Genomic DNA, 26,312 nt, shown 5'->3' with positions numbered 1-26,312 from the left:
AGGCTCCTTTTCAGAAACCCCAGCCTCGTAAGAGGCCGGGGTTTCGTCGTTTTAGAGGCCTCCCCATGGAGAGTCCCGGAGTGCCGGCCAAGCCATCGTTGGGCACCTATAATAGAAAAGCCCCGCCCTCGAAAGAAGGCGGGGCTTTTCGCGTTTCAGCACCTCGACCGGGCTGCTAGAATCGTCGCTCATTCGATTCTGCGGTGCCGCCATGCATGCCAGTTCCCGTTCCATCGACACCAACCAGCAAGGCCCCCACGAGGACCTGGCCAGGCGGGTGACGCGTGCGCTGGAGCATCCACTGCGCAAGCCGGTGGCGGAGCATACCCGGACGGCCTTCGCGTCGGCAAGGACATGGCTGGCCGCCCGTTCGGGGATCCCGCTGATCCTGGATGCCGGCTGCGGGGTGGGGCTCTCGACCCGCCGCTTGGCGGCACGCTTCCCGGCCCATGCGCTGATCGGCGTGGATCGCAGCGAGAGCCGACTGAGCCGTGAGTACGGCTCGCTGTCCGACAATGCCCTGCTGGTGCGCGCCGACCTGGTGGACTTCTGGCGCCTGGCGCTGGCAGATGGCTGGCGGCCCGTGCGCCACTATCTGCTCTATCCCAACCCCTACCCCAAGGCGGCCCATCTCAAGATGCGCTGGCAGGGGCATCCGGTCCTGCCGGCGATCCTCGCCCTCGGCGGCCGGCTGGAGCTGCGTTCCAACTGGCGGCTCTACGTGGAAGAGTTCGCCCTGGCCGTGCACCAGGTCACGGGCCGTGAGGCCCAGGTGGTCATCCACGAGCCGAAGGGGGATCCCCTGACGCCCTTCGAGAAGAAGTACCACGCCAGCGGTCAGATGCTGTGGAAGCTCGCGGTCGAGTTGCCCTATGATCCTGGCCTGGTGCCCGGCGGGGGAGAGGTCTGATGGCCTTCGTCTACCTGGCGCTGGCCATCGTGGCAGAGGTGATCGCCACCAGCGCGCTCAAGGCGACCGAAGGCTTTACCCGCCTGTGGCCGAGTCTGCTGGTGGTGGTCGGCTATGGGGTGGCCTTCTACATGCTCTCCCTGGTGCTGCGCACGATTCCGGTGGGCATCGCCTACGCCATCTGGGCGGGACTGGGCATCGTGCTGGTCGCCGTGGTGGGGGTAGTAGTCTACGGCCAGTGTCCCGACCTGCCGGCGGTGATCGGCATCGGCCTGATCTTGGCTGGGGTGGTAACCATCCAGCTGTTCTCGTCGATCTCCTCGCACTGATCTTTCAACCCTCACCCAACCTGTGGTGCTGCCATGCGTCGTCGCCTGTCGAAGCTGTTTTTCTTCATCCTCTGCGTGCTGCCAATGGTCGCCCAGGCCTCGGGCTTCGCCCAACTGGGCCGCCTGGCTGACAAGGGCTTTCTGATCAGCGCCGAAGCGCGCCTGATCGACGATGCTTCGGTGCTCGGGTCCATCGGGCCCGAGCGTCAGCTCTCGCCGGCCTCGGTGACCAAGAGCTACCTGGCGGCGGCAGCCCTGGATCGCTGGGGGCCCCAGCATCGCTTCACCACCCGGCTGGTCAGCACAGCGCGCCCGGACGCTGCTGGTGTGCTCAAGGGGGATCTGGTCCTTGACGGAGGCGGGGACCCGGCGCTCACCACCGAGGACCTTTGGCGTCTGGTACAGCGGCTCTCCCAAGCCGGCGTCCGCGAGGTGGACGGCCGGCTAGTGGTCAGTCAGTGGCGCTTCGGGCCAGTGGAGTGCATCACCACCGACCGCTGCCAGGCCCGAAAGCGCTCTGCCAACGCCTACAGCGCGCTGCTCTCCTCGGCCGGGGTCAACTACGGCAGTTGGTGTGTCGGCGTGGCCCCTGGCGCTGCTCCTGGAGACGCCGCCCGGGTGACTGGCTGCGACAGCCAGGCGGCCATCCTGCGCATCGACAATCGGGTGCAAACACGCCCCGACAACAGCGGCACCGAGCTGCGTGCCGAGCGTGTCACTCTGGACGGCCATGACGTCATGGTGTTGAGCGGCCAGATTTCCACCAATGCGCGCCCCCGGGACATCTATCGGGCGAGCTCCGACCCCGCCGACCAGATGGCCATGACCCTGCTGGCAATGCTCGACCAGGCCGGCATCGTGGTGCGTGAGGGTGCCGATACCACCCAGGCCGACCCGCCTGCCGGTGCCCGCACCCTGGCCGCGGTGGAGGGCAAGCCGCTCCAGGAGCTGCTGCTGCGGGTGATGAACTACTCCAACAACTTCATGGCCGATACCCTGGCCTTGAACCTGGTCGAGACGCCCCGCGCCGACCTGCGGCTGGGCGGGGCGGCCATCGAACAGTTCGTGGCGGGCATTCCCGACCACGGCCCGGTGACCCTGCTCAGCGGCAGCGGCCTGACCACCGAGAACCGCACCTCGGCGCGGGGCGCTAATGCGCTGCTGGCGAGCATGTTCCATCGCCCGTCGCTGTTTCCGAACTTCGTGGCCACCCTGCAGTCTCCCGGCAACGGGGTGATGCGCTTCATCCGTCGGGGCTCATCCACCTTCCAGCACCACGTCATGCTCAAGACAGGCACCCTCAATCAGCCGGTGGCGGTGCGTGCCATCAGCGGCTACTTCCGCACCCGCAGCGGTCGCTGGGGCGTGTTTACCGCACTGATCAACGGCACGGGCAGCACTCCCTACCTGAGCTGGTCGGAGGTGCTGGACCCGCTCGCCGTGGATCTCGAGCGGATGATCGATACCCACTGAGCGACCTGGCTTCCACCCTGAGGAACTCGCGATGAAACCCGGACATACCGGCTGGCGGCACCTGATGCACTCCACCCGCTACTCCCTCAAGGGGCTCAAGGCCGCCTGGCGACACGAGTCGGCCTTCCGCCAGGAGCTGGCCCTCTGCGTGCTGCTGCTGCCGCTGGCCTGGTGGATCGGCCAGGGCCCGGTGGAGTGGATCCTGCTGATCGGCAGCTGCCTGCTGGTGCTGGTGGTGGAACTGGTCAACAGCGCCATCGAGTGCGTGGTGGACCGCATTGGCCCGGAGCATCACGAGCTCTCCGGGCGTGCCAAGGACCTGGGCTCCGCGGCGGTCATGGTGTCGCTGGCCCTGGTCGGGCTAACCTGGCTGTTGCTGGCCGGCCAGAAGCTGCTCGGCTGATTCCACCATCGTGCCGGGTGCCCTTGGTGCCCGGGCTTCGCTATGCTGAGGGCATTCGCCACCCCGATGCGAGATCCCCATGCCACTGCCCGATGACTTCCTGCCGTTGATCGACATTCCCGAGCCCCTGAAGGCGACACTTGCGCGCAGCCGTGAGCGACTGGTGGAGGCCCTGGCCCAGGCCGACAACCTCGCCGACATGGCCGGGCGGGAGTCGCCGCTGGAGGACTGGCTGGGGCTCTGTGTATCCCGTCGTGAGCAACTGGCCCGGGTGCTGGCGATCTCCGAGTTCGTGGCCGAGACCCTGGTGCGTTACCCGGAGTGGCTGCTCCATCTGGATGCCAGCGGTGAGCTGGATATCACCCCCGACGCCGAGAGCCTGCGCAGCTGGCTCGAGGAGCGCCTGGAGTCGGCCGAGGACGAGGCCGCCATGCAGGCCGCCATTCGCCGCTTTCGCCGCGCGCGCATGGTCGGCATCGTGTGGCGCGATCTCACCCGCCCCGAGGGCATCGACATGTGGGCCACGGCGGCGGCGGTGTCGCGGCTGGCCGAGACCTGCCTGGAAAGTGCCCTGGGCTGGCTCGAGCGCTTCCTGGAGCCGCGCTGGGGCCGGCCCGCCCTGCGTCGCGACGGAAGCGAGCAGCGCCTGGTGGTGCTGGGCATGGGCAAGCTCGGCGCCGGTGAGCTCAACCTCTCGTCCGATATCGACCTCATCTTCGCCTTCCCCGAGAAGGGCGAGACCGAAGGGGGGCGCACGTCCCTGGAACATCAGGAGTACTTCACCAAGCTGGGTCAGCGGCTGATCGGCGCCCTGGACGCGGTGACCGCCGACGGCTTCGCCTTCCGGGTCGACATGCGGCTGCGCCCGCTGGGCGACGGCGGCCCCCTGGTGGGCAGCTTCTCGTCCCTGGCCGGTTACTACCAGGACCAGGGGCGCGAGTGGGAGCGCTACGCCATGCTCAAGGCGCGCCCCGTGGCCGGGGATCTCGGCGCCGGCGGCGAGCTGCTGGCCAGCCTGCGACCCTTCGTCTATCGCCGCTACCTGGACTTCGGCGCCATCGAGTCGCTGCGCGAACTCAAGGCGATGATCAACCGGGAGGTGCGCCGCAAGGGCATGGAGGGCAACATCAAGCTCGGCCCCGGCGGCATCCGCGAGGTGGAGTTCGTGGTGCAGGCCTTCCAGCTGATCCGTGGCGGCCGCGACACTGAGCTGCAGGTGACCTCGCTGAAGACGGCGCTCGAGCGGCTGCCGGCGCTGGGCCTGCTGCCCGCCGAGGTTGTCGACGAGCTGACGCCCGACTACGCCTTTCTGCGTGATCTCGAACACGCCCTTCAGGCTCTGGAGGATCGCCAGACTCAGAGCCTGCCCGACGACGACCTCGACCGTGAACGGGTCGCACTTGCGCTGGACATGGAGGACTGGCCGGCGCTCATGGCCAGGCTCGATGAGGTGCGGGCCCGGGTCCGCCAGCACTTCGATGCGGTGATCGCCGACCCCGAGGAGGAGGTGGTGGAGGCCGCGCAGGAGGAGGCCGGCGGTATTCCCTTGGAACAGTGGCGGGCGCTGTGGCGCGGCGAACTCGATGAGGAGGAGGTGGCCGAGCTGCTGGAGGAGGCCGGGTTTGACGACTCCGCCGCGGCGGGTCGCCGAATCGCCACCCTCTATCATTCCCGCCAGGTGCAGGGCATGCAGCGCATCGGTTTCGAGCGGCTCGAGGCGCTCGTGCCGATGCTGCTGGATGCCGTGGTGGAGAGCGAGGCGCCGGATGCCGCGCTGGAACGCGTGCTGCCGCTGGTCGAGTCGGTGCTGCGGCGCACCGCCTACCTGGCGCTGCTGCGCGAGAATCCTGACGCCTTGGGCCACCTGATGACGCTCTGCTCGGGGAGCCCCTGGATCGCCGAGCAGCTAGCCCGCTACCCGATCCTGCTCGATGAGCTGCTGACCCCGGAGACCCTCTATACCCCCGCCGACAAGGCGCTGCTGGCCGACGAGCTGCGCCAGACCCTGGCGCGCCTTCCCGAGGAGGACGAGGAGGCCCAGCTCGAGTCGCTGCGGGTCTTCAAGCACGCCCAGGTGCTGCATGTGGCGGCCTCCGACATCGCCGGCACCCGCCATCTGATGAAGGTGAGCGACTACCTTACCTACATCGCCGAGGTGATCCTCGAGGCGGTGCTGGCCATGGCCTGGAAGCACCTGACCCGCAAGCACGGTTTCCCTGAGCTGGCCGACGGTGCCCGTGCCGGTGTCGAGCCGGCCTTCCTGGTGGTCGGCTACGGCAAGCTGGGCGGAATCGAGTTGGGCTACGGCTCGGACCTGGATCTGGTGTTCATCCACGACGGTGCCACCCAGGGCAGTACCGATGGCAAACGCCCACTGGACAACGGGGTCTTCTTCACCCGCCTGGGGCAGCGCATCATCCACCTGCTCACCGCGGTGACGCCCGCCGGCACCCTCTATGAGGTGGACATGCGGCTGCGCCCCTCCGGCAACTCGGGGCTGCTGGTCAGTTCGCTGAACGCCTTCGCCGACTACCAGCGCCGCGATGCCTGGACCTGGGAGCACCAGGCGCTGGTGCGTGCCCGAGTGGTGGCCGGCCATGCGCGCCTGGCCGGGGGCTTCGATGCCATTCGTGGCGAGATTCTCGGTCGCGAGCGGGAGAGAGAGGCGCTACGCGAGGAAGTGGTCAAGATGCGCCACAAGATGCGCGACCACCTGGGCGGCAAGAGCGAAGAGGGGGAGTTCGACCTCAAGCACGACCCGGGTGGCATGGTCGATATCGAGTTCCTGTGCCAGTACGCGGTGCTGGCCATGGGCCACGAGACGCCGGAGTTGCTGCAGTGGAGCGATAACATGCGCATCCTCGAGACTCTGGAGGCCACTGAGCGCCTGCCGGCCCGGGAGTGCCAGCGTCTGCGCGACGCCTACCTGGCCCTGCGCAGCGCCGCCCATCGCGCCTCGCTGACCCGCGAGCCTGTGCGTGGGTGCAATGACGCCTTCGAGGATCACCGCCGGGTGGTGATCGAGGCCTGGCAACGGCTGCTGGAGCCGCAGACGCCGACGTCCTGACCTTCGGCGGGATACGCCCCATCCACCAACCCCGCGCCTGCCCTGGCAGCCCTCAGTCGTGATATGCGTCCCGACCGTCTCCATGGCCGGGGCCTGTCTCGTGTCGCTTCGCCGCTGAAACGCCATGGAGAAAATAACCAGAATGGTCATTTCTCCCTTCCCGCCTCGTTGCCGCGAGTTCCCTCCAGCCCATAAGCTGCAATCACCCTGACAGGCAAACGTCCTTGTCAGCCGAGTAATGCCGGATGTTCATTACAACAAATCATTACAACAGTCATTACAACAGTCATTACAACAACAGGTGACGAGATGTTCTACAAGACAGCGCTAGCAGCCAGTGTCATAGCCATTACCTCGAGTATCGCCCACGCCGACACCTCCTATCGGATCGGTATCACCCAGAATAATGTCGGCGTCGACAGCTACCAGACGACCTATGAAAGAGCCTTCGTGGAAGCCGCAGAGGCCGCTGGTAATATCGATATCGTGGTGCTGGATGCCGGGGGAGATGTGGCGCGCCAGATCGGCCAGATGCAGGACCTCGTGCAGCAACAGGTTGACGCCATTATCATCTGGCCAACCAATGGACAAGCGGTCATTCCCGCCATTCGCCAAGCCCATAATGCCGGCATCCCGGTCGTCGTGACCAACTCAAAGATTGCCGAAGCGGGACTTGATTTCATCGCCGCCTTTTCCGGACCGGACAACGTTCAGCAAGGCACCTCATCGGCCGAGATGATGTGCGATGCCCTGGAGGGTGAGGGTCAGATCGTGCAGATTTCCGGACAGCCGGGCTACACGACGGCCATGGAGCGGGCAGGGGGCTTCGAGGAGCGTCTTGCCGAACTGTGTCCGGATGTCGAGCTGATGGAAACCCAGCCGGGCAACTGGAACCGAGAGCGTGCCCAGCGTGTCATGGAAGACTTCCTGACCAAATATGATCGTATCGACGGCGTCTATTCCGGTGACGACAACATGGGTGTTGGCGCCCTGAATGCCGCCAAGGGTGCAGGACGGGCTGAAGAGATCGTATTCATCGGCGCCACCAATTTCGCCGTAGGCTATGACGCCATCGAGCGCGGCGAATACTACGGCTCCATCTACCAGTCCCCGGTGGATGATGCCGAAGCGGCCCTGCAGACAGCCCTGGATGTGCTCGCCGGCGAGGAAGTGCCGAAGATGAACTTCTTCGAGACCCCGAAGATCACCGCCGAGAACCTGGAAGAGTTCGACCGTCCCGTCTTCTGACGAAACGGTGTGCTGCCCGGGGCAGGATTCGCGTAAGCGACGAGTGCTCCGGGCCTCAGGACTGGCCTGGGCGCAATCACTCCTTGCGCAAGGCCATACCACGACAGGTGATTAACATGGCTTCTGCAGAACAAACCAAACAACAGTTCTTGAAGGGAAGAATCAGTCGCGCGGGAATTCTCAGCTTTCTCTCCGCCCAGGGTATCCTGGTGTTCTTTCTTTTAAGCATGTTCGTCTTCTCGTTATTTTCCGAGCAGTTCCTCTCCCAGTCGAACATCATGACCGTCGTTCGGCAGGCGTCGATCATCGGCATCATCGCCGTTGGCGTGACGGTCGTGATCATCGGTGGAAACCTGGATCTTTCCGTGGGCTCGATGCTGTCATTTTCCACCGTGCTGGTGGTCGATCTTCACGACAAGATCGGACCGATGAATGCCATCCTGGTGATGTTCGCCTTTACCCTGCTTCTCGGCGCCGTGAACGGCTTCCTGATCGGTCTGATGCGCCTCAACTCGTTGATCGTGACGCTGGCCATGCTCTCCGTCATACAGGGGTTGGTGTTGATCTACAGCGGTGGACAGAACGTGGATATCGCCAACCAGGACGGTACTTGGTTCGCCTTCTTCGGTCGCGGATACGTGGCAGGTATTGCCGTTCCGATCCTGCTCTTCGGGCTATTGGCTATCGTGGTGCAGATCGTCATGTCCCGTACCAGCTACGGTCGGCGCATCTTCGCCGTCGGTGGCAACCCCATGGCGGCCGTCTACTCGGGTATTCGCAAGAACTGGGTCGTATTCAGCACCTACCTGATCTCGGCCTTTTGCGTGGCCTGTGCCGCCCTGGTGCTCGGCTCTCGGGTCATGGGTTCCCAGAACAACGTGGGCCAGGGCTACGAGCTGCTGGTACTCGCCGGCATCATCCTGGGCGGAACCAGCCTGCTCGGGGGCGCCGGCAGCATCTGGAAGACGGTGATCGGTGTGTTGATCCTCGGCTTCATTCAGAACGGCCTGCTGCTGATGGGCTACCCCTACTACACCCAGTGGATCGTGACCTGGGTCATCATCATCCTGGCCGTCTGGCTGGACCTCGCCAACAAGCGCAAGCGCTTGCTGACGACCCACTCATGACGCGGAGGCATCACGCATGATTTCACTCAAAGGTTTCTTCCGCGGCAAGACGGCCATCCAGCCGATCTGGCTCTTCGTCATCGCCATCTTCATCTTCTTCAGCTTCATGTCGGAGTACTTCCTGTCGCTGGGTAACATCACCAATATCCTGATCCAGACCTCGACCATCGGCCTGATCGCACTCGGCATGACCCTGGTGATGATCAACGGCAACATCGACCTGTCGGTTGGCGCGATTCTCGGGCTGGCGGCTTCACTGGCGGTGGGGCTTCAGGACTACGGACTGACCATCGCGATCATTGCGGCGCTGGCGTCGGGCATCGTGCTCGGGGCGATCAACGGCCTGGTGGTGTGGAAGACCGGGGTCAACGCCTTCATCGTCACGCTCGGCGCCATGCTGGGTATCCGCGGGCTGATCTTCCTCTACACCGGCGAGCAGTCCTTCTACTCGATGAACTTTGCCTTCGCGGACTTCGGTGCCAGCACCATCGGTCCGTTCCCGGTGCTGGCGATCATCTTCCTGCTCTGCACCCTGGTGATGCATCTGGTGCTGACCCGCACCGGCCATGGCCGCAATACCTTCGCCGTGGGCGGCAACCCCGAGGCCTCCATCGATGCCGGCATCCGCATGGGCCGCCACATGACGATGAACTTCATCATTGTCGGATTCTTTTCCGCATTGGCCGGGGTCCTGCTGGCCAGCCAGATGGGCGCGGCCACCCCAAACCTCGGGCGTGACTACGAGCTGTGGACCATCACCGCGGTGGTGCTCGGCGGCACCAAACTCACCGGCGGCTACGGCAGCATCGTCGGCACCCTGGGGGGCGTACTGGCCATCGGCATCCTGCGCAACGGCATGAATCTGATGCAGGTGCCGGCCTTCTATGTGCTGGTCGTGCTCGGCGTGATCCTGATCTCGGTGCTGATCATCGACAAGAAACTCAATGTGCCGTCGACCAAGGAGGTGCGGATATGACTTCCGTCCAAGCCAGCACTGGCCAACGCCAGCCGATCGATGCCGACCCGGTCCTCAAGCTCGAAGGCATCACCAAGCGCTTTCCCGGGGTGGTGGCACTCAACAAGGTCGACTTCGATGTTCGCCCCGGCGAGGTCCATGCCCTTCTCGGCGAGAACGGTGCCGGGAAGTCGACCCTGATGAAGGTGCTGGCGGGCAAGCACCAGGCCAACGAGGGGACGATCGTGCTCGGGGGTGAGGAGATGGCCTTCGAGAATCCCAAGCATGCCAAGCGCGCCGGGGTAGTACTGATCCACCAGGAGCAGTCGCTGGTGCCGGAGATGACGGTGGCCGAGAACATCTTCCTCGGCAGCCTGCCGAAGAAGTGGGGCAACCGGGTCGACTGGCGCAAGCTGCGCGAGGACACCAACAGGATCCTCGAGACCCTCAAGTGCAGCTTCCATCACGATGACCTGGTGGGCTCGCTGTCGATCGCCAAGAAGCAGATGGTCGAAATTGGCCGGGCGCTGGTCTTCACCCCCCGCGTAGTGGTGTTCGACGAGCCCACGGCGTCGCTGACCGACCACGAGAAGCCGGTGCTCTACGACGTGATCCACTCGCTCTGCGAGCAGGGGGTGGGGATCGTCTACATCTCGCACCGCATGGACGAAATCTTCTACCTCTCCCATCGCATCTCGGTGCTACGTGATGGCGAGTACACCGGCACGGTGAATACCTGCGACACCCACGAGGACGAGGTCACGCGGATGATGATCGGCCGCAGCCTGGAACTCGACCATGCCAGCAAGCCCACCGAATTCGGCGAGAACATGCTCGAGCTGCGCAACCTCACGGTGAAGCGGATCTTCGAGGATGTCAGCTTCAACGTCCGCAAGGGCGAGATCGTCGGCATGTACGGCCTGGTGGGGGCGGGCCGCTCCGAGGTGGCCGAGACCATCTTCGGGCTACGCACTCCCCTGGCGGGTGAGGTGGTGCTGGATGGTGAGGTGGTGAACTTTCGCAACACCCACGACGCCGTGGCCGCAGGTATCGCTCTGGTCCCGGAGGATCGCAAGGACCAGGGGCTGATTCTGGGCATGAACTGCCGGGACAACATGACCCTGGCCGGGCTGAGCACCGTCTCCTCGATGGGCTTCATGCAGGGCGCAGCCGAGCGCAGCGTCTACGACAAGTACCACCAGGCGATGAAGATCAAGACGCCCAGCTGGCGCCAGAAGGTCGGCAACCTGAGTGGCGGCAACCAGCAGAAGATCGTCATCGGCAAGTGGCTGCATACCCATCCCAAGCTGCTGATCCTCGACGAGCCGACCCGCGGGATCGATGTCGGCTCCAAGGCGGAGATTCACGCCCTGGTCAAGGATCTCGCCAAGTCGGGCTACGCGGTGCTGGTGATCTCCTCGGAGATGCCGGAAGTGCTCGGCCTGAGCAATCGCATCATCGCCATGTACGACGGCCGGGTCACCGCCGAGTTCGACGGCGACAGTGTCAGCGAGGACGAGCTGGTGCAGGCAATTACCGGAATGGGTAAGCCATCGCCGGCGGTAGCTACCGGCTAGGCGGGTTTGCCTGCCGCCCTCGCGGCGCCCAGCGGGGCGCCGACATGCACCTTCAATGTCTGAGGACAGAACCATGCAACCCTTTGTCTATCATGGCCTGCCATCGCGTGTGGTATTCGGCCAGGGAACCCTGTCGTGCCTCGCTGGGGAAATCGAGCAGCTTGGATGCCGTCGAGCCCTGGTGCTGGCGACCCCCCAGCAGCAGGACCAGGCACGCGCGGTGCTGGAGCAACTCGGAGCGCGTGGGGTCGGCCTGTATGCCGAGGCGGCCATGCACACGCCGGTCGAGATCACCGAGGATGCCATGCGGGTGGTCAAGGAGCTGAGTGTTGACTGCACCGTGGCCATCGGTGGCGGTTCGACCATTGGCCTGGGCAAGGCCATCGCGCTGCGCACCGGGCTGCCCCAGGTGGTCATCCCGACGACCTATGCCGGCTCCGAGATGACGCCGATCCTCGGCGAGACGCGCGACGGTATCAAGACCACCCAGCGCACCCTGGACGTGCTGCCCGAGACGGTAATCTATGACGTCGACCTGACCCTCTCGCTGCCCGCGGGGATGTCCGGCACCAGTGGCATCAATGCCATCGCCCATGCGGTGGAGGCGCTCTACGCCCGCGATCGCAACCCGGTGATCTCGCTGATGGCGGAGGAGGGCATCGCGGCGCTGGCCAGGAGCCTGCCGGTGATCGCCACAGACCCGGCCAACGCCGAGGCGCGTTCCGACGCCCTGTATGGCGCCTGGCTGTGCGGTAGCTGCCTGGGCGCGGTGGGCATGTCGCTGCACCACAAGCTCTGCCACACCCTGGGCGGCTCCTTCGACCTGCCTCATGCCGAGACCCACACCATCGTGCTGCCTCATGCGGTGGCCTACAACGCCCCGGCGGCCCCCGAGGCGATGTTGCGCATCGCCCGGGCGCTGGACTGCGAGAATCCCGCCGCCGGGCTCTTCGACCTGGCCCGGGCGGTCGGCGCGCCCACGGCGCTGGAGGCGATTGGTTTCAAGCAGAGTGATGTCGAGCGTGCTACCGAGATCGCCACCCGGAACCCCTACTGGAATCCTCGCGAGGTCGAGGCCGAGGGCATCCATCGCCTGCTGAGCCATGCCCTGGTCGGTCGCCGGCCGGCCAGCGAGGAGGGAGCGAGCCGATGAAGACCCTGCTGACCCATGCCACCGTCGTGACCATGGACCCCGAACTCGGTGAACTGCGCGATGGCCAGGTGCTGGTGGAAGATGACCGGATCCTGGCCGTGGGCCATGACCTCCCAACGGAGGGGGCCGAGGTGGTCGACTGCCGGGGCGGCATCCTGATCCCCGGACTGGTCAACGCCCATATGCACACCTGGCAGACCGCCCTGCGCGGCGTCGCCGCCAACTGGACGCTGCTCGAGTATTTCGGCCATGTGCATCGCGGCCTGGCGACGCTCTTCACCCCCGATGACATCTATATCGCCACTCGCATGGGAGCGCTCAATCAGCTCAACTGCGGTACCACTACCCTGGGGGACTGGTGCCACAACAACCCCACCCCCGAGCATACTGATGCGGCGGTGCGCGGGCTCAAGGCGTCCGGCATCCGTGCGCTGTTCTTCCATGGCTCGCCCAAGCCGGACCCCAAGCCGGGCCAGCCGCACTTCAGCGAGATCCCCCATCCCCGCGGCGAGGTCGAACGGCTGCTCAAGGGGGAACTCGACGATCCCGACGCCCGGGTGACCCTGGGGATGGCCATCCTGGGCCCCCACTACTCCACGCTGGAGGTCAGCCTGGAGGACTTCGCGCTGGCCAAGGAGTTCGGGCTGGTAGCCTCCATGCATCAGGGCGGCGGCAAGGCCGTCAGTCCTGGCGGCTGGGACGTGATCGAGGAGCAGGGGCTGCTGGGGCCGGATATCAACATCGTGCACGGGCAGAGCCTGGACGACGGTCAGCTCTCACGCTTCTGCGAGCAGGGCGTGACCTTTTCCATCGCTCCCGAGAACGAGATGACCCAGGGGCATGGCTTCCCGATCACCGGCCAGGTTCGCCGGCACGGCGGTGTGGTCTCGCTGGGGGTGGATCTCGAGTCGGTGATTTCCGGTGACATGTTCACGGTCGCCCGCATGGCGCTGGGTATGCAGCGCTCCCTGGACAACGACACCTCGCGCCGTGAGCAGGGGACCATTCCCGTCACCTCGACCATCCGCACCCGCGAGGCGCTGGCGTGGATCACCCTCGATGGCGCGCGCGCCCTGGGCCTGGAGGCGCGCATCGGCAGCCTGACCCCGGGAAAGCAGGCCGACATCGTGCTGCTGGACAGCGGCCTGCTGAACATGCAGCCGGTCAGCGACCCGGTCTCGACCGTCGTCATGCAGGCCAGTCTCGCCAACGTCGACAGCGTCATGGTGGCGGGTGAATTCCAAAAGCGTAACGGCAGGCTGTTGGCAGGCGTCGAGGAGGGTATCAGCCAGTTGGAGGCCTCCGGTCGCCGCATCTATGCCGAGCTACAGGCGCGGCAACACGAGGAGATATCACAATGACAACGACGACCAAAGTAGCCTGGGTCGGTCTCGGCAAGCTGGGCTTGCCGATGGCGGCAAGAATCGCGAAGGCCGGCCATCGAGTTCACGGCTTTGACCTGAGCAGTGAGCGTATGAGGCTGGCGTCTGAATCCGGGATCACCCCCTGCGAGGACCTGGCTTCAGCCGTGGCGGGCTGCAAGCTGGTGTTTGTCTCGATCCCCGATGACCGGGCCTTGCTGGGTCTCTGCCTTGACGCCGGCAAACTGGTCGAGAAGATGGCCCCCGGCAGCGTACTGATCGAGACCAGCACCGTCAGCATCGAGGCCTCCGCCAGGGTGGCCGCGGCCGCCAAGGCGCGCGGCATCGCCTACCTGCGCAGCCCGGTGTCGGGAAATCCCGTCGCTGCCGAGTCCGGCACCCTGTCGGCCATGGTCTCCGGCCCGCGCGAGGCGCTGGATGATGCCGCGCCGGTGATGGCCACCTTCACCAAGGCCCAGTACTGGCTCGGTGACGACGAGCAGGCTCGCTACGCCAAGCTGGCGATCAACCTGATGATCGCGGTGAGCGCGGGGATGATGGGCGAGGCCCTGGCGATGGCCCGCAAGGGCAACATCCAGTGGGAGGCGATGCTGGACCTGATGGCCGACAGCGCCGTGGGCTCGCCGATGGTCAAGTACAAGACCCAGCCGCTCAAGGATCGTGACTTCACGTCCACCTTCTCCGCCGCCCAGATGGCCAAGGACCTCGACCTGATACTCGCCTGTGCCCACGGGGACGGTGTCTCGGTGCCCCTGGCCGCCCAGATGCGCGAGGCCTACAGCTCGCTGATCGGCACGGGTCACGGCGAGGAAGACTACATCGCCACTATCCATCACACCGAGCGCCTTTCCGGGTTGCCGGCCATCGAGGGCGCCGCCGGCGCCAGGGGATGATGACATGCGAAACCTGAATGCCGTGAACATCACGGATGCCGTGATCGAACAGTTCGCCGGCTGCAGTGACGAGCGCCTGAAAAGCGTGCTGAACAGCCTGGTTAACCACCTGCATGCCTTCATCCGTGACGTGGAACCCACCGAAGAGGAGTGGACCCAGGCCATCGACTTCCTGACCCGCACCGGCCAGATGTGCGACGACAAGCGTCAGGAGTTCATCCTGCTCTCCGATACCCTGGGCGTGACGATGCTGGTCGACGCCATCAATCATCAGACCTCGGACCCCATGGTGTCGGAAAGCACGGTGCTGGGCCCCTTCTATGTGGCCGACCCGCCCGAGGTCGCACAGGGCGAATCGATCGACTGGAACGTCGAGGGAGAGCCCTTCTTCGTGGAGGGGCGGGTGCATGACGGTCGTGGCGAGCCACTGGCCAAGGTCGTGATCGATGTCTGGCAGTCGGACAGCGAAGGGTTCTACGACGTCCAGAAGGAACTCGAGAGCGCCTCGCTGCGGGCCAGGTTCACCACCGACGACCAAGGGCGCTATGCCTTCTGGACGGTGACCCCTTCACCCTACCCGATCCCCACCGATGGCCCGGTCGGCAAGATGCTGGAGATCACCGGTCGACATCCCTACCGACCCGCCCATGTGCACTTCATGTTGATGGCCGAGGGTTTCGAGACCCTGGTGACCCAGATCTTTGCCGAGGACGACCCCTATCTCGACTCCGACGCCGTCTTTGGGGTCAAGGATTCCCTGGTCAGGGAGTATGAGCTGCTGCCGCCGGGACGAGCACCGGATGGACGGTCGATGGACGTTCCTTTCCGCCATCTGACCTACGACTTCGGCCTGAAGGCGAGCATCTAGTCCCATCGCAAGACGACACCATTCCGCCAACACCATTCAGCAAGACGAAACCATCCATCAAGAACCATCCATCAAGAACCATCCAGAAAGAGGAAAGCAACATGACCGTTATCGATAAAAATGCGATCGAGACCCTGTTCACCGAGGCGCGCACCCACAACGTGTGGACGGATCAGGATGTCAGCGATGAGAAGCTGCACGAGCTGTACCAGCTGATGCATTTCGGCCCGACCTCCATGAACTGCCAGCCCCTTCGTGTGCTCTTCCTGAAGAGCGAGGCGGCCAAGAAGCGCCTCAAGCCGGCACTGATGCCCGGCAACCAGGAGAAGACCATGAAGGCGCCCGTGGTGGCCGTGCTGGGCTACGATACCGAGTTTTACCAGCACCTTCCGCGCATGTTTTCCCACAACAAGGATGCCAAGTCGCTGTTCGAGGGCAAGACGGACTTCATCAACACGACGGCATTCAGGAACAGCTCCATCCAGGGGGGCTACTTCATTCTTGCCGCCCGTGCAATTGGGCTGAATGCCGGGCCGATGTCGGGCTTCAACAATGCGGCCGTGGATGAGGAGTTCTTCCCCGACGGCAAGGTGAAGAGCAACTTCCTCTGCAACCTGGGGTACGGCGATGCCTCGGCGCTCTTCCCCCGCCAGGATCGCTTCACCTTCGAGGAGGTCTGCGAGGTGCTGTAATCCCGTCTTCCGGGAGTCGACTCCCTGGCTCCCCATAAAGCATCCCCCTCAGGGGAGACAATACCATCCTCCGATTGGGCCGTGATCGCCACGGCCCCTTTTTTTATATGCGCTCAGAGAGCAGGGGCCCGCATGGTGTACGACTGGCAGTTCATTGTGTTGATCATCCTCGCCGTGCTGATTACGGGCATCTCGAAATCGGGCTTCGCCGGCGGCGTCGGGGTGGTGGCGGTACCGCTGATCTCGCTGAAGGCCAGCCCGGCCTTCGCGGTGGCCGTCATGCTGCCGCTTCTTATCGTGATGGATATGTTCAGCCTCAAGGCATGGTGGCGCCACCGGGTGGGGGCCGTCCTGTGGCTGATGTTTCCTCCGGCGGTGCTGGGGGTGGCGATCGGCTACCTGACCTATGGCCTCGTCGACGAGGACCTTCTCAAGGTGCTGCTGGGAGTGTTCTCGATCCTCTTCGGCCTGTGGGGGCTGCTCAAGCCCTTCCGTGGCCGGGTCATGCCGACCTGGATCGGCGGACTGTGTGGCGGTATCGCCGGCTTCACCAGCTTCATCGCCCATGCCGGGGGGCCGCCACTCAATGTCTACCTGCTGCAGCGCCGGCTCACCCGGGAGCAGTTCCTCGCGACCGCGGTGGTCTTCCTGGCCGCCACCAACCTGGTCAAGCTGGTGCCCTATGGCATGCTCGGCCTGCTGAACGTCGAGAACCTCACCGTTGCGCTGCTGCTGATCCCGATGGCCTGGCTGGGGGTGCGTCTGGGGCTGGTCATACAGAAGCGGCTGAGCGGTGAGCTCTTCTTCCGCGTCATCCTGATACTCCTGATTTTGCTGGGTATTCGGCTGATCGTCGACGGCTGGGGGTAGCCGCGTTGGCGCTGCGTGTACACTCGTGTGGCAGGCGGCGCTATCTTGGTGCATTACCCTATCCCTGACATGAGGCGAACATGAACGAGCTTCTCGACGAGAGCCATCCGGAGGGCCCCTACGACAGGCTGTCCGAGACGCCGATGCCGAAGCTCTCCAACACGGAACTCGCACGCTTCATCGACTTCATCGAGAAGTACGAGGCGGAGACCGAGGACGCCCTCAGCATGAGTCACGGTTACCGGGAGATGCGCATGATGATTCACGTCATGCGCAACCACCTGGCCGGCCGGCTCACCACGCCCACCTCGCTGGCGGATTCCTCCGGGCTCACCTATGGCACCGCCAAACGCGGGATAGAGAGCATCATCAGTCGCGGGCTGATCCTTTCCCGCCCCAGGACGAAGTCGGGCAAGACGGTCTCGCTGCACCCCTCGCGCAGGATGATCGAGGAGTGGGAGAACTATGCAGCCCGGATCAAGGCCCTGTTGGGAGATACCCTGGGGCTGGACCCGACATCCGACGCGACGAGCCGGATTGTCCTGGACGGGCCCTACCAGTCCTCCGACGTCATATCACCACCCGCCGTGCTGTCTCAACGTCTTGATCTCAAGGGAGGGCTGAGGGTCCTGATGCACGCCGATCCCACCTTCATGGCGATGCATAACCTCAAGCGCCAGCTTGAAGTGATCTTCGGGGTCAGCGTCAGTAACAAGGCGAAGTCGATCGACAGCCTGCGCGAGGAGATTCTGGCCAATGCGGGCTTTGCTCACTCTCGCTATGACGTCATCACCTGCAACCTTCCCTGGTTCGGAGAGTTGGCGTCACAGGAGATGCTGTTGCCCCTGGACCCCTTCATCGAACGAGATGGGTACGATCTATCCGACTTCCACCCGGTGGCCATCCAGAGTTCCCGCCATGCGGGAAAGCAGTACGGTCTACCGGTGCAGACCACGCCGGAGCTCCTGTGCTATCGCAAGGACATCCTGGATAGCGCCGGCCTGAGACCCCCGACGACCACGGAGCAACTGATCAGGGTAGCCAAGGCGATTCACGATCCCGGCAAGGGGCTCTATGGCATCGCCTGGAATGCGGCCAGGGGAACGCCATTGGGTCATACCCTTGCCTTCCTGATGGCGAAATTCGGTCAGCCGCTCATCAACCTTCCACGTATCGATGGAAGCTATGAGTTCGAGCATGCGGCGGGGGATCAGCTGCGCCCCATGTTCCTGTCGGATGCCGCCTTCCGTGCCTGCGAATACATGCTGGATATCCTGCCGTATTCGCCTCCTACTATCCTGCAGATGTCCTGGTACGAGCGTGCCAGATCCTATGCGGCGGGTGAGGTCGGCATGGCTTACACCTACACGTCGCTTGCCCCGTTGTTCGAACTCAACGAGGCATCGCCGGCCTGGCAGAACACCGGCTATCTTCCCCACACCGTCGGTAACCACGGTCGCCCCTTCGTTCCCATCGGTGGCTACTCCCTGGCCATTCCCGCCAACCTGTCGGAAGAGCGAGTGGAATCCGCCTGGGCGGCCTTGCGCCACCTGACGTGCCGAAGCATGTCCAAGCTCTATATATTGAACGGTAGCCTGGTCACGTCTCGCTTCAGCGTCAGCCAGGACCCGGAGGTCTCGGCGCTGTCGCCGCTGATACAAACCGTCGATGAAATGGCGAGAAAGGATCTCCTGCAGGCCTGGCCGCGCCCACCGGTGCCGGGTATCACCGACCTGATCACCATCGCCGGGAACGAGATCTTCGAGGTACTCGACGGGCGCCGCTCCATCAAGAAGGCCCTGTCCATGGCGCAGGACAGGGCCGATCGGGTGATGCGCGACAAGGGATACTACTGATCCATCGGCCGGGTTGACGGTGCTATCACTGCATGATCATGCCGCCATCGATCATCAGCAGTTGGCCGGTCATGTAGTCCGATTCCTGGCTGGCCAGGAAGGAGGCGGTGCCGACCACATCTTCCGGGTAGGAGTAACGCTTCATCAGGATCATCTTTTCGGCGAGCTGGTCCATGGACTGGCCCTGCTTGTCGAACTTGCCGATGCTGACCAGGTCCTTGTCGAGCTGCTCCCAGAGCTCGGTGCGCACGACACCGGGGCCGTAGCCGTTGACGGTGATGTTGTGGTCGACCAGCGCCTTGGCACCCCCGTTGATCATGGCCAGTACGGCGTGCTTGCTACAGGAGTAGGGCACCACATCATCGAAGGCCTGGCGCGACAGGATGGAACCCACGTTGAGGATCTTGTAGGGTCCGTTCTCCTTGCCCTGCGCGATCATCTGCTTGGCGGCTTCCTGCATGCCTAACAGACAGCCCAGGGCATTGACATCCATGATCTGGTGCCAGTTCTCCTCGGTGATATCGAGAAACATCAGCGGCTTGTTGATGCCGGCGTTGTTGACCATGACGTTGAGGCTGCCGAAGGCTTCGACGGTGGCCTGGACGGCCGCCTTCACCTGGTCTCTCTCGGTCACGTTGAGCTTGACCGCGATGGCCTTGCCGCCATCCTTGCCGTTGATGCGCTGCGCGACCTCCTCGCAGCCCTCGATGTTGAGGTCTGCCACGCAGACATTCGCGCCCTGGGCGGCATAGTGCTCGGCCACAGCGGCACCCATGCCGCGTGCTGCACCGGTAATCAGGCAGTTCTTTCCTGCTAAGCGTGTCTTATCCATCGGGTCACCTGTTGGATTTGTTGAAGGTGAAGTCATGACAACATGCCATGTCTCAATTCAAGGCCCCGTTGCCGGAGGCCGGCCTTGGCGCTACTGGCGGCTCATGGGCTCCCGGGCATGAAGCCGGGCGATATGAGATTCCGCTGTAGCCTTGCTGACACGCATTGTCGGTAAGGCCAGCAGTAATTCACAGCGGGTGCGGGGGCGAATCTGACCAGATTGGATTTTTCAGTGTCGAGAAGCGGGGTCGAACGTTAGTCCCTTGGTGGCCCGGAAGCGGGTTCGGCTACCTGCCTTGCAACCCCTGGGGCGGCGACACACAATCGTCGGGTAGGGGAGAGGCGCGTGGATGGCGCTCTTGAATACTCGGATTACACGGTGCGGAAGACTGTCTGATGAGTCAGCGAAAGGTACTAGTACTGCATGGCCCCAACCTCAACCTGCTGGGCACACGCCAGCCGGAAATCTATGGCCACGAGACCCTCGAGGACATCGACAACGGGCTCTTCGAGCGGGCGGCGCTGGAGGGGTGGGCGATCGCCTGCCGGCAGAGCAACCACGAGGGCCAACTGATCGACTGGATCCAGGCGGCGCGGCTGGACGACACCGACGCCATCATCATCAACCCGGCAGCCTACACCCATACCTCGGTGGCGATTCTCGATGCCCTCAACGCCTTCGAGGGGCGGGTGATCGAGGTGCACCTCTCCAACGTCCACCAGCGCGAGAACTTCCGGCATCACTCCTACGTCTCGATGCGAGCCGACGGAGTGATCGCCGGGCTCGGCAGCCAGGGCTATCGCGCCGCCCTGGAGGCGGTGATGCGCCAGCCAGGCTGACGGCAAGCGTCAGTCGCGGCGGCGCTCACTGTCCTTGAGTTCACTGTCCTTGAGTTCACTGTCCCTGGTTGCGTTGCCCTCGATCTCATCACCCTTGACCTCAAAGTCCCCCTCCAGCACCTGCTGCTCTCGATAGCGCCCGTCGGCGCTGTGGGTCTCGCGGTAGCGGGTCTCACGGTAGTGCGCCTGCTGGGCGTGGGAGCCGCTGCCCACGTCCTCGGCCTGGTCTGCACGCATCTGCTCCATGCGCTTCTTCAGCCGGTAGCGCAGCAGCGGCATCAGTGCCCAGCCCAGCAGGAGGAAGAACAGCCCCAGCACCAGGGCGACGATCATCATGGCGCCGAACAGCAGCCAGGCCAGCAGCATCTTCAGGCCGCCGAGAAGGCCGCTGCCCTGGGTCTGTCTGGCGCGCTGCTGCCACGCCTGGGCGGCACGCCAGGCGGGGTTGTCCTGGGGGTCTCGGCGGGGATCCCGCTGGGGGCCTCGGGAATCGTTCATGGATCTCTCCGGTCGGGTACGGAGCAGGCCGCCGCCGCAAGCGGCGCGCCTACAGGGGCTGACCCCCTTGGAAAACGGTCGGGGCGCTTCGTTCCGATGATGGGTCAGGATACGGCCAGGCGCCACAGCGCGGCGGTCAGGATGCCGGCGGTGATGGCCGGCAACGGCTTGCGCAGGGCCAGCATCACCACTGCCGTAGCCACCAGCGCCACCCGGGCGCCGCCGTCGCCGCTCACCGCCATGGGGGTGATCACCGCCACCAGCACCGAGCCGGCCATGGCGTTGATGAAGCGCTCGACGCGCGGACCAATGGGAACCCGGGCCATCACGAAGACTCCGCCGGCGCGGGTCAGGTAGGTCGTCAGCGCCATGATCACGATGGCCAGCAGCACGCCGCCGTTCGCGGCCGTCAGGGTCATGGCGTGGCCTCCTGGCGCGCGGGAGGCAGCAGCAGGCCCACCAGTCCGCCGGCCAGGGCCCCGACGATCACGTGGGCGTGGGGCGGCAGCCAGGCCATCGAGGCGAGGGCGGCCAGGGCCGCGGCGCCCCAGGGCAGCAGCACCCAGAGGTCGCGCTTGTCGCCTACCAGCATGGCCAGCAGGAAGCACCCCATGATGGCGTCCAGCCCGAAGCGCTCGGGCTCGCCGATGCCGCTGCCGAAGGCCACGCCCAGGCCGGTGCCGATCATCCAGGTGGTCCACAGGGCGAGGCCGCCGCCGACCAGGATGCCCAGCCGCGCCGCGGTGGAACCGCCACCCATGGCCATGGCCCAGTTGGCGTCGCTGAGCAGGATCAGGCTGGCGTAGCGCCGGCCGGCGGGCAGGTCGCGCAGGTGGGGGTAGAAGGCCGCACCCATCAGCAGGTGGCGGGCGTTGATCGCCAGGGTGATGGCCACCAGGGGCACCAGCGGGATGGTGTCGCCCCACAGCTCGAGGGTCGCGAACTGGGCGGCCCCGGCGAACACCAGGCCGCTCATCAGCAGCGTCTCCAGGCCGGAGAGCCCCTGCTGCAGGGCGGCGACGCCGAAGGCCAATCCGAAGACGATCACGAACAGCGACAGCGGGGCCATGCGTCGGACGCCTTCGAGGAGGTGGCCCAGGCGCGGCCGTGAGGCGTCGTCCTGGGTCATGAACGCCATGCCTCGGCAACGAGCTCATAGCTCCTCAGGCGGTCCTCCAGGGTGAACACATCGGTGTTGAGCATCAGCTCATCGGCGCCGGTCTGCTCCAGGAAGCTCTCGAGTCCCTCGCCTACGGTCTCGGGGCCACCGACGATGGCCGCACCCAGGAACTGCTGTAATTGTCTCTCCTCCATGGGTGTCATTTCCAGGTGCTCCACCGGCGGCTTCGCGCAGGTGCGCTGACCGCGGATCATGCCCAGGAACTTCTGCCGCGCGGTGGTGGCCAGGTACTCGGCCATGGCGTCGCTCTCGGCGGCGATCACCGGCAGGCCGACCATGGCGTGGGGCCTCTCCAGCACCGCCGAGGGGCGGAAGTTGTCGCGATAGAGGCGCAGCGCCTCGAACAGGTAGCCGGGGGCGAACTGGGCGGCGAAGGCGAAGGGCAGGCCGAGACGGGCCGCCAGCTGGGCGCTGTAGCCGCTGGAGCCGAGCAGCCAGAGCGGCACCTTCGTGCCCTGGCCGGGGACGGCACGCACCCGCTGGCCGGGCTGCTCGTCGCCGAGAAAGCCCTGCAGCTCCGCGAGGCGCTGAGGGAAGTCCTCCACGCCTGCGTAGGGGTCCCGGCGCAGGGCGGCCATGGTGGCGCCGTCGGAGCCCGGCGCGCGGCCCAGGCCCAGGTCGATGCGCCCGGGATAGAGGGACTCCAGGGTGCCGAACTGCTCGGCGATCACCAGCGGCGGGTGGTTGGGCAGCATGATGCCACCGCTGCCCACCCGGATGCGCTTAGTGGCGCCGGCCACGTGGCCGATCAGCACGGCGGTGGCGGCGCTGGCGATGCCTTCGATGCCGTGGTGCTCGGCGAGCCAGAAGCGGGTAAAGCCCAGGCGCTCGGTCAGCCGTGCCAGGGCGACACTCTCCCGGAAGCTGTCCGCCGCGCTGCCACCCTCGCGGATCGGGGCCAGGTCGAGGACGGAGAGGGGCGTGTCGGCGAGACGGGGCATGGGACCTCCAGAAAGTTAGCCTGCTGATGAAGCCTACCATGGGGACCGCCAGACCGCCGTGCAATCCCCCGAGATCGATATGCCGTATCGCCGGCCAGGCCGAGAAGGGCGCTGGGGCGAGCAAGCACATCGCCATGAAAATGCGGGCACAAGCTGATAGGGTGCTTCTTGTACAAATCCTGCACAGAAGGGCGCTTGCATGGCAGACCACGGAGGTAAGACGGTCTTTACCGTCTCTGCACTCATCATCCTGGCGCTGGTGGCCGTAGGGGCGGCGTTCCCCGAGGGCTTCGGCAGCGTCGCCAGCGCCGCCCTGGCCGGGGTCACCCGGCTGTTCGGCTGGTTCTACCTGTTCTCGGTCTTTGGTTTCGTGATCTTTCTGCTGGGCCTGGCCTTCAGCAAGTACGGCAAGATTCGCCTCGGCCCCCAGGACAGCACCCCGAGCTACAGCTTCTTCTCCTGGGTCAGCATGCTGCTGGCGGCCGGCTTCGGCGTCGGCCTGGTGTTCTACGGCATGGCCGAGCCGATGTTCCACTACATCGATCCCCCCTACGGCGATGTGACCGCCGAAACCACCGAGTCGGCCCGCTATGCGATCCAGTACAGCTACTTCAACTGGGGGATCCACCAGTGGGCGGCCTTCGCGGTGGTGGGCCTGATCATCGCCTACTTCCAGTTCCGCAAGGGCCAGGCCGGGCTGGTCTCCTCGGTGCTCTCCTCGGTGACCGCCAAGCACCCCAGCGCGCGCCGCTATGCCCCGGCCCTGGATATCTTCGCCGTGGTGGCCACGGTGATGGGGGTGGCGACCTCGCTGGGGCTGGGCGTGCTGCAGATGAACGGCGGCCTCAACGCCGTATTCGGCGTGCCGGAGAGCGTGCTCTGGCAGTTCCTGATTCTCTCGGTGATGTTCCTGGCCTACATGGCTTCCACCTGGTCGGGCCTGGACAAGGGCATCAAGCGCCTCTCCAACCTCAACATGATCCTATGCATCGGCCTGATGCTCTACGTGCTGGTGACCGGCCCTACCGTGGCCATCCTCGAGACCATCACCCTGGGGCTCGGTGACTACCTGCAGAACTTCATCGGCATGAGCCTGCGCATCTCGCCCTACAGCGACAACGCCTGGGCGAGCAGCTGGACCATCTTCTACTGGGCTTGGGTGATCGCCTGGTCGCCCTTCGTGGGGACCTTCGTGGCGCGGGTCTCCCGCGGGCGCACCATCAAGGAGTACGTGTTCGGCGTTCTGGTGGTGCCGCCGTTGCTGGCCTGCCTGTGGATCGGTGTGTTCGGCGGTGCGGCCATCCACATGGAGTTGAATGGCGACGTGGGCCTGGCCGCGGCCACCCAGGCCAACATCACCGTGGCACTATTCGAGATGTTCGCCCTGATGCCCTTCAGCGGCCTGCTCTCGGTGGTGGCGATGCTGTTGATCTTCATCTTCTTGGTCACTTCGGCGGATTCTGCCTCCTACATCGTGGCCCAGATGACCGACAATGGCTCCATCAACCCGCCGCTCTACAAGCGGGTGATCTGGGGCGTGCTGATCGCCGCCATCTGCCTGACGCTGATCGCCGCCGGCGGCCTTGCCGGGCTGCAGTCGGCTTCGGTGCTCGCGGCGCTGCCCTTCACCTTCATCCTCTACGGCATGGTGATCGTGCTGGTGCGCGAGTTGCGCGCCGACCGCAAGGCGATGCTCACCCAGCTCTACCGTCGCCACGGCGAGACCCCGGTGGGCGCCGACGCCTTCGAGGCGGAGCTGCTGGGTGAGGAGGAGCGCCTGCGTCGGGCGCCCAATGTGGTCAACCGTCGCATCAATCGCCGCGAAAGCATGTAGCGCGGCCCGTCCTGGGCCGCCACCACTGGCCTGGCGGCAGCGCAAGCCGTAAGCTCAGAGAAATGGTAAAAACGGACTTCGACCATGTCGCTCATGCCCAGCGCCCGCGGCCCCCGCCGCGGGGCCTCCAGACGGCGCCAGCCACGGCGCGGTATCCGTCTGCCTGGCGGTGCCAGGCTCGATCGCTGGCTCGATCGTCTGGTGGATGTCGCCGTGATCGTGGCGCTGGTGGTGGGAGGGGTGGCGTTGCTGTTGACCCTGCTGCTCCCGTTCTTCAGGGGCTGACGTCAATCATACCCACGACGGTCGTCTCGCTCGACCGGTTGCTCTACACTCGAAGCTCCCCCCGCCGGATGAAGGATACCGATCCCCATGTTGGGATTCTTGCAGGGCTTTTCCTATGGTCTCTTCATGACCTGCCTACCCTGGCTGCTGGTGGGGTTGGCCAACCCGCGCCTGGCGCTGGCCTTCGAATCCCCCTCCCGCTGGCAGGTCTGGGTCCGCTACGGCCTGGTGGTTCCCTTCATCAGCATGTTGCTCTGGCTGACCTCCCTATGGGGCGGCTTCGGCCCGAGCCTTGTTGGCTGGCTGGCGGGCATCGTGGCCATTCCCGTGGCGCTGCCCGTCGAGCGAACCCTGCGTGGGTGGTTGGCTCGCCGTCGGGAGGGGCGTCGACAGGCGTTGGCAGCGGCCGAATCGCGGCGTCAGCGCGCCCAACAGGAACGCGAGGCCCATGAGGCTGGCCTTGCCGTGCTCGATCCGGCAAAGCCCCCACAGGGCGCCGACGACCTGGTGTTGGCGATGTGTCGGGCCAAGCAGGGCCTGCTGGATGTCAATCGTCCCGACCTGGCGATCCAAGCCGACCGCCTGTACAGCCGTTATCGCCATGTGCTGGACGTGCTGGGCAGCCGTTTCCACAGCGGCGAACTGGCCTTCGAGCGCTCACGCGGCCTGGTGGCCGAGGTCTGTCTCGGTGCGGTGGATACCCTGCACACCATGGAGTCACAGGCGCGAGGCGTGGTCAGTGTGGATGGCAACTTCGTGCGTCGTCGGCTGTCACGCGAAGGCAAGCGGTTGAGTGAGGAGGAGCGCGCCGCCCTGGTGCGGCGCCTGGATCTGCTAGTAGAAACCGAACAGCGGCTGGATGCGCACTCCGCCCGTATCGAATCGGCGCTGACCGTGCTCGACGACACCGCCGTCGCCATGGCGCAGATCGAGACGGCCCGCCCCCAAGCTTCGGTCACCGCCGAGAAGGCGCTGGAGGACCTGCGCCGCTTCGTCGAGGGTGCCGATCGTTACGCTCGCAAGGATTGATCCGTCGGCCGGTGATGCCGTGACGGCTTTCACGATGGTTTTCATGACGGGTTTTTTATCACCCAGGAGGT

General features: G+C 65.1%; 25 protein-coding genes. 20 read left to right on the top strand and 5 right to left on the bottom strand.

What is annotated here, in order from left to right; translation table 11 throughout:
• Window positions 1–211: 211 nt before the first annotated feature.
• The 16 genes from trmB to ACR80S_RS05455 all read left to right on the top strand — a co-directional run bounded on the left by trmB (window position 212) and on the right by ACR80S_RS05455 (window position 18,803).
• A complete protein-coding gene (gene trmB / locus ACR80S_RS05530; RefSeq protein WP_435399550.1) occupies window positions 212–910 on the top strand; it encodes a tRNA (guanine(46)-N(7))-methyltransferase TrmB in 699 nt (232 codons plus the stop codon).
• Window positions 907–1,239: a DMT family transporter gene (locus ACR80S_RS05525; RefSeq protein ID WP_435402763.1), complete on the top strand. Its 333-nt coding sequence runs from the start codon at window positions 907–909 to the stop codon at window positions 1,237–1,239. The genes trmB and ACR80S_RS05525 overlap by 4 nt, the downstream gene beginning before the upstream one ends.
• Window positions 1,240–1,272: 33 nt before the next feature.
• Entirely contained in the window at window positions 1,273–2,712 is a 1,440-nt protein-coding gene (dacB, locus tag ACR80S_RS05520) for a D-alanyl-D-alanine carboxypeptidase/D-alanyl-D-alanine endopeptidase (protein WP_435402750.1), read from the top strand.
• 31 nt (window positions 2,713–2,743) lie between these two features.
• Entirely contained in the window at window positions 2,744–3,115 is a 372-nt protein-coding gene (locus ACR80S_RS05515) for a diacylglycerol kinase (RefSeq protein ID WP_435399531.1), read from the top strand.
• 79 nt (window positions 3,116–3,194) lie between these two features.
• Window positions 3,195–6,182, top strand: a complete 2,988-nt coding sequence (gene glnE, locus ACR80S_RS05510) for a bifunctional [glutamate--ammonia ligase]-adenylyl-L-tyrosine phosphorylase/[glutamate--ammonia-ligase] adenylyltransferase (protein ID WP_435402749.1) — start codon at window positions 3,195–3,197, stop codon at window positions 6,180–6,182.
• A gap of 309 nt (window positions 6,183–6,491) precedes the next feature.
• Window positions 6,492–7,430, top strand: a complete 939-nt coding sequence (locus ACR80S_RS05505; RefSeq protein WP_435399529.1) for a sugar ABC transporter substrate-binding protein — start codon at window positions 6,492–6,494, stop codon at window positions 7,428–7,430.
• A gap of 209 nt (window positions 7,431–7,639) precedes the next feature.
• Window positions 7,640–8,557, top strand: coding sequence for an ABC transporter permease (locus tag ACR80S_RS05500; protein WP_435402748.1), 918 nt, complete (start codon window positions 7,640–7,642; stop codon window positions 8,555–8,557).
• A gap of 16 nt (window positions 8,558–8,573) precedes the next feature.
• Window positions 8,574–9,533: an ABC transporter permease gene (locus tag ACR80S_RS05495; protein WP_435399527.1), complete on the top strand. Its 960-nt coding sequence runs from the start codon at window positions 8,574–8,576 to the stop codon at window positions 9,531–9,533.
• The gene (locus tag ACR80S_RS05490; protein WP_435399526.1) at window positions 9,530–11,089 is read left to right on the top strand and encodes a sugar ABC transporter ATP-binding protein; all 1,560 of its coding nucleotides are present in this window, start codon (window positions 9,530–9,532) and stop codon (window positions 11,087–11,089) included. Before ACR80S_RS05495 ends, ACR80S_RS05490 begins: the two co-directional genes overlap by 4 nt.
• Before the next feature lie 73 nt (window positions 11,090–11,162).
• Window positions 11,163–12,242, top strand: a complete 1,080-nt coding sequence (locus ACR80S_RS05485) for a maleylacetate reductase (RefSeq protein WP_435399525.1) — start codon at window positions 11,163–11,165, stop codon at window positions 12,240–12,242.
• Window positions 12,239–13,603 (top strand): amidohydrolase family protein, encoded by a 1,365-nt coding sequence (locus tag ACR80S_RS05480; protein ID WP_435399524.1) that lies wholly within the window; start codon window positions 12,239–12,241, stop codon window positions 13,601–13,603. The genes ACR80S_RS05485 and ACR80S_RS05480 overlap by 4 nt, the downstream gene beginning before the upstream one ends.
• A complete protein-coding gene (locus tag ACR80S_RS05475) occupies window positions 13,600–14,517 on the top strand; it encodes an NAD(P)-dependent oxidoreductase (protein WP_435399523.1) in 918 nt (305 codons plus the stop codon). Before ACR80S_RS05480 ends, ACR80S_RS05475 begins: the two co-directional genes overlap by 4 nt.
• Before the next feature lie 4 nt (window positions 14,518–14,521).
• Window positions 14,522–15,385, top strand: a complete 864-nt coding sequence (locus ACR80S_RS05470; protein WP_435399522.1) for an intradiol ring-cleavage dioxygenase — start codon at window positions 14,522–14,524, stop codon at window positions 15,383–15,385.
• A gap of 101 nt (window positions 15,386–15,486) precedes the next feature.
• Window positions 15,487–16,077: a malonic semialdehyde reductase gene (locus ACR80S_RS05465; RefSeq protein WP_435402747.1), complete on the top strand. Its 591-nt coding sequence runs from the start codon at window positions 15,487–15,489 to the stop codon at window positions 16,075–16,077.
• A 132-nt stretch (window positions 16,078–16,209) separates the two neighbouring features.
• Window positions 16,210–16,947 carry a sulfite exporter TauE/SafE family protein gene (locus ACR80S_RS05460; RefSeq protein WP_435399520.1) on the top strand — a complete coding sequence of 246 codons (738 nt, stop codon included), beginning with the start codon at window positions 16,210–16,212 and terminating at the stop codon, window positions 16,945–16,947.
• An 80-nt stretch (window positions 16,948–17,027) separates the two neighbouring features.
• The gene (locus ACR80S_RS05455; RefSeq protein ID WP_435399519.1) at window positions 17,028–18,803 is read left to right on the top strand and encodes an ABC transporter substrate-binding protein; all 1,776 of its coding nucleotides are present in this window, start codon (window positions 17,028–17,030) and stop codon (window positions 18,801–18,803) included.
• A 25-nt stretch (window positions 18,804–18,828) separates the two neighbouring features.
• Here the strand turns inward: ACR80S_RS05455 and ACR80S_RS05450 are convergent, their stop codons facing one another.
• Entirely contained in the window at window positions 18,829–19,635 is an 807-nt protein-coding gene (locus ACR80S_RS05450) for an SDR family NAD(P)-dependent oxidoreductase (RefSeq protein WP_435402746.1), read from the bottom strand.
• A gap of 395 nt (window positions 19,636–20,030) precedes the next feature.
• On the opposite strand from ACR80S_RS05450, the gene aroQ reads away from it, so the two are divergent.
• A complete protein-coding gene (gene aroQ / locus ACR80S_RS05445) occupies window positions 20,031–20,474 on the top strand; it encodes a type II 3-dehydroquinate dehydratase (protein ID WP_435402745.1) in 444 nt (147 codons plus the stop codon).
• A 9-nt stretch (window positions 20,475–20,483) separates the two neighbouring features.
• On the opposite strand, the gene ACR80S_RS05440 is transcribed toward aroQ, so the two are convergent.
• The 4 genes from ACR80S_RS05440 to ACR80S_RS05425 all read right to left on the bottom strand — a co-directional run bounded on the left by ACR80S_RS05440 (window position 20,484) and on the right by ACR80S_RS05425 (window position 23,093).
• Window positions 20,484–20,972, bottom strand: a complete 489-nt coding sequence (locus ACR80S_RS05440) for a hypothetical protein (protein ID WP_435402744.1) — start codon at window positions 20,970–20,972, stop codon at window positions 20,484–20,486.
• Between the two features lie 104 nt (window positions 20,973–21,076).
• Window positions 21,077–21,391, bottom strand: coding sequence for an AzlD family protein (locus ACR80S_RS05435; RefSeq protein ID WP_435399515.1), 315 nt, complete (start codon window positions 21,389–21,391; stop codon window positions 21,077–21,079).
• Window positions 21,388–22,101 (bottom strand): AzlC family ABC transporter permease, encoded by a 714-nt coding sequence (locus tag ACR80S_RS05430; protein WP_435399514.1) that lies wholly within the window; start codon window positions 22,099–22,101, stop codon window positions 21,388–21,390. Before ACR80S_RS05430 ends, ACR80S_RS05435 begins: the two co-directional genes overlap by 4 nt.
• Window positions 22,098–23,093, bottom strand: a complete 996-nt coding sequence (locus ACR80S_RS05425) for an LLM class flavin-dependent oxidoreductase (protein WP_435402743.1) — start codon at window positions 23,091–23,093, stop codon at window positions 22,098–22,100. Before ACR80S_RS05425 ends, ACR80S_RS05430 begins: the two co-directional genes overlap by 4 nt.
• 199 nt (window positions 23,094–23,292) lie before the next feature.
• Here ACR80S_RS05425 and ACR80S_RS05420 point away from each other — a divergent pair, with 199 nt between their 5' ends.
• The 3 genes from ACR80S_RS05420 (at window position 23,293) to ACR80S_RS05410 (ending at window position 26,241) form a co-directional block, all read left to right on the top strand.
• The gene (locus ACR80S_RS05420; protein WP_435399512.1) at window positions 23,293–24,927 is read left to right on the top strand and encodes a BCCT family transporter; all 1,635 of its coding nucleotides are present in this window, start codon (window positions 23,293–23,295) and stop codon (window positions 24,925–24,927) included.
• Between the two features lie 84 nt (window positions 24,928–25,011).
• The gene (locus ACR80S_RS05415; protein WP_435402742.1) at window positions 25,012–25,212 is read left to right on the top strand and encodes a hypothetical protein; all 201 of its coding nucleotides are present in this window, start codon (window positions 25,012–25,014) and stop codon (window positions 25,210–25,212) included.
• An 87-nt stretch (window positions 25,213–25,299) separates the two neighbouring features.
• Complete coding sequence (locus ACR80S_RS05410; protein WP_435402741.1) at window positions 25,300–26,241, top strand: cobyrinic acid a,c-diamide synthase; 942 nt, start codon at window positions 25,300–25,302, stop codon at window positions 26,239–26,241.
• Window positions 26,242–26,312: the final 71 nt, after the last annotated feature.

Source organism: Halomonas salsilacus (assembly GCF_051216275.1).
In the GTDB taxonomy this organism is placed as follows: Bacteria; Pseudomonadota; Gammaproteobacteria; order Pseudomonadales; family Halomonadaceae; genus Halomonas.
Note: the sequence above shows the minus strand (reverse complement) of the source record. Positions and strands in the feature narration are given on the sequence as shown.

Coding starts and splice junctions, on each gene's coding strand:
- ACR80S_RS05410 (WP_435402741.1), top strand. CDS start 25,300: ATGTTGGGATTCTTGCAGGGCTTTTCCTATGGTCTCTTCATGACCTGC.
- ACR80S_RS05470 (WP_435399522.1), top strand. CDS start 14,522: ATGCGAAACCTGAATGCCGTGAACATCACGGATGCCGTGATCGAACAG.
- aroQ (WP_435402745.1), top strand. CDS start 20,031: ATGAGTCAGCGAAAGGTACTAGTACTGCATGGCCCCAACCTCAACCTG.
- ACR80S_RS05505 (WP_435399529.1), top strand. CDS start 6,492: ATGTTCTACAAGACAGCGCTAGCAGCCAGTGTCATAGCCATTACCTCG.
- ACR80S_RS05425 (WP_435402743.1), bottom strand. CDS start 23,093: ATGCCCCGTCTCGCCGACACGCCCCTCTCCGTCCTCGACCTGGCCCCG.
- ACR80S_RS05440 (WP_435402744.1), bottom strand. CDS start 20,972: ATGAACGATTCCCGAGGCCCCCAGCGGGATCCCCGCCGAGACCCCCAG.
- ACR80S_RS05460 (WP_435399520.1), top strand. CDS start 16,210: ATGGTGTACGACTGGCAGTTCATTGTGTTGATCATCCTCGCCGTGCTG.
- dacB (WP_435402750.1), top strand. CDS start 1,273: ATGCGTCGTCGCCTGTCGAAGCTGTTTTTCTTCATCCTCTGCGTGCTG.
- ACR80S_RS05465 (WP_435402747.1), top strand. CDS start 15,487: ATGACCGTTATCGATAAAAATGCGATCGAGACCCTGTTCACCGAGGCG.
- ACR80S_RS05475 (WP_435399523.1), top strand. CDS start 13,600: ATGACAACGACGACCAAAGTAGCCTGGGTCGGTCTCGGCAAGCTGGGC.
- trmB (WP_435399550.1), top strand. CDS start 212: ATGCATGCCAGTTCCCGTTCCATCGACACCAACCAGCAAGGCCCCCAC.
- ACR80S_RS05490 (WP_435399526.1), top strand. CDS start 9,530: ATGACTTCCGTCCAAGCCAGCACTGGCCAACGCCAGCCGATCGATGCC.
- ACR80S_RS05485 (WP_435399525.1), top strand. CDS start 11,163: ATGCAACCCTTTGTCTATCATGGCCTGCCATCGCGTGTGGTATTCGGC.
- glnE (WP_435402749.1), top strand. CDS start 3,195: ATGCCACTGCCCGATGACTTCCTGCCGTTGATCGACATTCCCGAGCCC.
- ACR80S_RS05430 (WP_435399514.1), bottom strand. CDS start 22,101: ATGACCCAGGACGACGCCTCACGGCCGCGCCTGGGCCACCTCCTCGAA.
- ACR80S_RS05450 (WP_435402746.1), bottom strand. CDS start 19,635: ATGGATAAGACACGCTTAGCAGGAAAGAACTGCCTGATTACCGGTGCA.
- ACR80S_RS05435 (WP_435399515.1), bottom strand. CDS start 21,391: ATGACCCTGACGGCCGCGAACGGCGGCGTGCTGCTGGCCATCGTGATC.
- ACR80S_RS05515 (WP_435399531.1), top strand. CDS start 2,744: ATGAAACCCGGACATACCGGCTGGCGGCACCTGATGCACTCCACCCGC.
- ACR80S_RS05480 (WP_435399524.1), top strand. CDS start 12,239: ATGAAGACCCTGCTGACCCATGCCACCGTCGTGACCATGGACCCCGAA.
- ACR80S_RS05415 (WP_435402742.1), top strand. CDS start 25,012: ATGTCGCTCATGCCCAGCGCCCGCGGCCCCCGCCGCGGGGCCTCCAGA.
- ACR80S_RS05455 (WP_435399519.1), top strand. CDS start 17,028: ATGAACGAGCTTCTCGACGAGAGCCATCCGGAGGGCCCCTACGACAGG.
- ACR80S_RS05495 (WP_435399527.1), top strand. CDS start 8,574: ATGATTTCACTCAAAGGTTTCTTCCGCGGCAAGACGGCCATCCAGCCG.
- ACR80S_RS05420 (WP_435399512.1), top strand. CDS start 23,293: ATGGCAGACCACGGAGGTAAGACGGTCTTTACCGTCTCTGCACTCATC.